General features: G+C 66.7%; 6 protein-coding genes. 1 reads left to right on the forward strand and 5 read right to left on the reverse strand.

The window, feature by feature from the left end; all coding sequences use genetic code 11:
• Positions 1 to 498 (reverse strand): molybdopterin cofactor-binding domain-containing protein (locus tag EQG76_RS13645; protein ID WP_159714213.1); only part of this gene is annotated, 498 nt, incomplete at its 3' end.
• A 13-nt stretch (positions 499 to 511) separates the two neighbouring features.
• Complete coding sequence (locus EQG76_RS13650) at positions 512 to 958, reverse strand: (2Fe-2S)-binding protein (RefSeq protein ID WP_159714216.1); 447 nt, start codon at positions 956 to 958, stop codon at positions 512 to 514.
• Positions 959 to 1,118: 160 nt separating this feature from the next.
• Between EQG76_RS13650 and EQG76_RS13655 the strand changes: the two genes are divergently transcribed.
• Positions 1,119 to 2,015 (forward strand): LysR family transcriptional regulator, encoded by an 897-nt coding sequence (locus EQG76_RS13655; RefSeq protein WP_159714219.1) that lies wholly within the window; start codon positions 1,119 to 1,121, stop codon positions 2,013 to 2,015.
• A 56-nt stretch (positions 2,016 to 2,071) separates the two neighbouring features.
• Here EQG76_RS13655 and EQG76_RS13660 read toward each other — a convergent pair whose 3' ends face one another.
• From EQG76_RS13660 to EQG76_RS13670, 3 genes are all read right to left on the reverse strand, one after another.
• Entirely contained in the window at positions 2,072 to 2,827 is a 756-nt protein-coding gene (locus EQG76_RS13660) for a carboxymuconolactone decarboxylase family protein (protein ID WP_159714225.1), read from the reverse strand.
• 29 nt (positions 2,828 to 2,856) lie between these two features.
• Positions 2,857 to 3,315 (reverse strand): (R)-mandelonitrile lyase, encoded by a 459-nt coding sequence (locus EQG76_RS13665; protein WP_159714228.1) that lies wholly within the window; start codon positions 3,313 to 3,315, stop codon positions 2,857 to 2,859.
• Between the two features lie 87 nt (positions 3,316 to 3,402).
• The coding region (locus EQG76_RS13670) for an MFS transporter (RefSeq protein WP_159714222.1) at positions 3,403 to 4,159 on the reverse strand (757 nt) is incomplete at its 5' end.

Below are 4,159 nucleotides of genomic sequence, written 5' to 3' on the forward strand. Positions count from 1 at the left end.
CTCTGTCGACAACTCCGACATCGGCACATCGAGCCGTGTCGCCGCGACCTGCAGGAGCATCTGGCGCGCCGAGGCGCCGAGCCTGCGCATCGTCTCGTAGCTCATCCGCACCGACATACTGCCGCCCGTGAAGCGGCCACCGCCCGTCAGCAGATAGTCCGGACCGGGAGGAGCGCTTTCGATCTCGAACCGCGTGGGATCGACATCAAGCTCTTCGCCGACGATCTGCGCCATGGCGGTGAAGATGCCCTGACCGCCCTCGATGAAGGGACTCCGGAACAGGACGGTGCCGTCGGGGCGGATCTGGAGAAACGCGCTGACTCGCGTGCCAGGCGTAATCGGTGTGGCTGCCTGCGCCCGGGCGCGGCCAATGGGCAGGCTGACGCCGAGCACAAGCGCTCCGAGCGAGGCGCCAAGGACGCCGCGTCGCGACAGGTTAAGCGGCTTGTCATGCGCGCGGCCGATGGAGCCGGCGGCAGCGGTGGTCTTGACGTTCAATGGCGTTCCCCCGTCAAGCCTGAGCCGCCTGCCGGACGGCAGCCGCGATGGCGTTATAGGTGCCGCAGCGGCAGAGGTTGATCATCGCGCCGGCAATGTCGTCCTCGCTGGGCTGCGGGGCCTGCTTGAGGAGTGCGGTGGCGGCCATCACCTGGCCGGACTGGCAGTAGCCGCATTGCGGCACCTGGTTGGCGACCCAAGCCTCGACCACCTTCCGGCCCTCGGCATCCTGCTCGATCGCCTCGATCGTCGTGATCGCCATCCCGGCCACGCTGTCCACCGTCGTCACGCAGGACCGCGTGGCCTGCCCGTCGATCAGCACCGTGCAGGCGCCGCACTGGGCCACGCCGCAGCCATATTTGGTGCCGGTCATGCCCAGCTCGTCACGCAGCACCCAGAGCAGCGGCGTGTCCGGCTCGACATCGACCTGATGGATCGAGCCGTTGATGTTCAGTTCCACCGGCATCCTCCTTGGTCTGCGGGAGAGCCGACACGACTGGCTGCCGGCTCGTCGAACCTGGTGGGTAGCAGGTCGGGACCAATCGGATTAGTAGGGTGGATCCGCTTGCATTGATCGACGACGGCCATAAATCTTCCCCCAAGTCGGCGGAGGCAGCGGCATGGCCAAGGAGAATTTCAACGACCTCCTGTGGTTCCTGGCCGTGGCCGAGGAGAAGAGCTTCACGCGGGCAGCGGCGAAGCTCGGGATCACGCAGTCCACCCTCAGCCACACGATCAAGCGGCTGGAAACGCGGATGGGCATCCGGCTGCTCACGCGCACGACCCGCAACGTGACGACCACGGAGGCGGGAGAACGTCTGCGACAGTCGCTGGCCCCCAGGCTCGCGGAGATCGAAACGGAGATCGCCGCGCTGATGGAGTTCCGCGACAAGCTGGCTGGGACGATCAGGCTCACGCTGTCGGACCACGCGCTCCAGAGCGTCGTCTGGCCGAAGCTGCTGCCGGTGCTGAGCAACTATCCCGACATCAAGCTGGAGCTCAGCATCGACAACGGGCTGCGCAACATCGTTGAGGATGGGTTCGATGCCGGCGTCCGGCTGGGCGAGAGCGTCGAGAAGGACATGATCGCAGTCCGGATCGGGCCGGACTGGCGGCTGGTCGCGGTTGCCTCGCCCACCTACTTCGCGGAACGTCCCCTACCGCGGCATCCGCAGGAGCTGGTCAGTCACAACTGCATAAACCATCGCCAGGCCCGTGGCGGCGGTCTCTACGCCTGGGAGTTCGAGAAGGATGGGCAGGAGCTTCGCGTCCGGGTGGACGGGCAGCTCACTTTCAATACGTCCTTGGCGATGGTTGATGCGGCGGTGAAGGGTTACGGCATCGCCTTTCTGCCGGAGGATCTCGTCGAGCGAAGCATCGCGTTGGGTGATCTCGTTCAGGTGCTGGACGACTGGTGCCCGAAGTTCGCGGGATACTACATCTACTATCCAAGCCGGCGGCAGAATCTGCCGGCCTTCAAGGTCGTCGTCGATGCCTTGCGGCTAGAAGAGGATTGAGGCCGCAGGCTCTCGGGCGGGCGCGACGGCCGGTTATCCGCCGCATCCTGCCGCGATCAGGGCGCCGTGCGCTTCTCGAAGACCTCGCGCGCGACCGGCACGGCCGAAAAGGCATTCGGCCAGCCGGCATAGTAGGCGAGATGGCTGATGACTTCCGAGGCCTCCTCGCGGGTCAGACCGTTGTCCATGGCACGGTTCAGATGAAACGGCACCTGCGCGACCTGGCCGGCCGAGATCAACGCGCTCACCGTGACCAGGCTGCGATCGCGAGGGGCAAGGTCCGGGCGGAGCCACAGGTCGCGGAACAGCACGTGTCCCGTATCCCGCACCAGACCTGGCGAGACCGGGCCCACGGTCTGCTCGACGGTCGCTGCGCGGCGGACCTCCTGTGCCTCATCGAGCGGAAGCAGCGGCGCGGCCGCTGCCGGAAGCTGGTCGGTCTCGATGCCCCGTTCGGCAAAGATGGGAGCGGCCGCATCGGCAGCCGCCATGGCATTGCCCCAGCCGGCATAGAAGGCCAGATGGGTGATGATCTCCGATAACTCGGCCGGCTTGACGCCGCTGTCGAGCGCGCGGCGGAACTGCGCGGGCATCATGCTGGGCTGGTTGCGGGTGATGACAGCGGCGACCGTCACGACGCTGCGGTCGCGGGCGGACAGGCCGGGCCTCGTCCAAAGCTCGTCGAGTACCCCACGCTCGTATCGCTGCAGGGCCGGGGCCACGGCCGAGAGATCACCGTCGACGTCTGAGGAGGCGTTGCCTGCCGCAGGCGCAAGGGCCATGGCCAGCGCCAAGGCTGTGATTGACTTCATGGTCTGCTCCTTTCCAGCTTGCCTAACGATCAGCGGTACTGCTCGTCGGTGACGGGCTCGAGCCAAGTAACCGCGCTCCCGTCATGCACCGGGGTGATCGCGATGTGGCTCATCGAGCTTTCGGCGGTGGCACCATGCCAGTGCTTGACCCCGGGAGGCGTCCAGACGACGTCGCCGGGCCGGATGGCGACCTTCTCGCCGCCTACTTCCTGCACCCAGCCGGTCCCGGCAGTGACGATCAGGGTCTGTCCTGCCGGGTGGGTATGCCAGTGCGAGCGGGCACCTGGCGTGAACTCGACTAGGCCACCGCCGGCGTTGCTGTGCTCGCTCGCGGTGAACAGCGGCGTGACGGTCACGGTGCCGGTGAAGGTTTCCGCAGAACCCGCAATCGATGCCCGCGCCCCATTAGGCGAAACCTGCATGGTCTGAGCCTGAGCGGCAACGGATGCGAGCAGAAGTGCTGCTGCGGCCAAAGGCAGGGAGTTCATCATGTTCCGTTTTCTCCTTTCATGAGGCAGCCAAGCACCAGCGTGCGACCGCCTGGTGTGTCACAAGGCTGCCTCAGCCTGGAATCGTCATTGATCGGAATTGGATCTGTTTATGCTCGCCTCGTGGGTCTGAAAGGCGAGAACAGACGGACTCCGCGCCAGCGTAAGCGCTATGATTGCGGCGCATGACACGACCATAGCGCTGGCGAGGAAAACGCTGTCCACCGTGACCGACGCTGCGATCGCGCCCAGGGCGGGACTGCCGACGCCGAGCGCCACGTCGAGAAAGACGGTGTAGAGACCCATGGCGAGGCCCCGGCTGCTCGGGTGAAGGCTTCTGACGGCCTCGGCCCCCAGCCCGGGATAGACCAGCGAATAGCCGAGCCCCGTGAGCGCTGCGCCTACCGCCGCCATGACGGGTCCCGGTGCCAGCCAGATCAGCATGAGGCCGGCGGCCTCCACCAGGACGAAGATCGTCGCGACCCGGGCGCCGCCGAGCCTGTCCGGCAGAGCACCGACGCAAAGCCTCGCGGCGATCAACGCACCTGCGTAGGCCGTGAAGGGAAGCCAGACCGGGTGCCAGCCGTGTTCTGCAAAGTGCAGGGCACCGAAGGTCAGGATCGCGCCGTAGCCGATGCTGCTGAGGGCTGCGCCGAACCCTGGAAGCCAGACTGCTCCCGCCACGCGCAGGAACGACTGCCGCATGCCATGCGCGGCGGGATGCGCGCCGCGCATCGGGAGGATGGCGAGGAGGATCGCGACAGGCAGGATGGTCGTGGCGAGGGCGATGGCGAAGAAACCGCCCACGGCATGGAGCGCCGATCCGATCGGCGCCCCGACCGCC

The organism is Geminicoccus flavidas (genome assembly GCF_009806515.1).
Lineage (GTDB): Bacteria > Pseudomonadota > Alphaproteobacteria > Geminicoccales > Geminicoccaceae > Geminicoccus > Geminicoccus flavidus.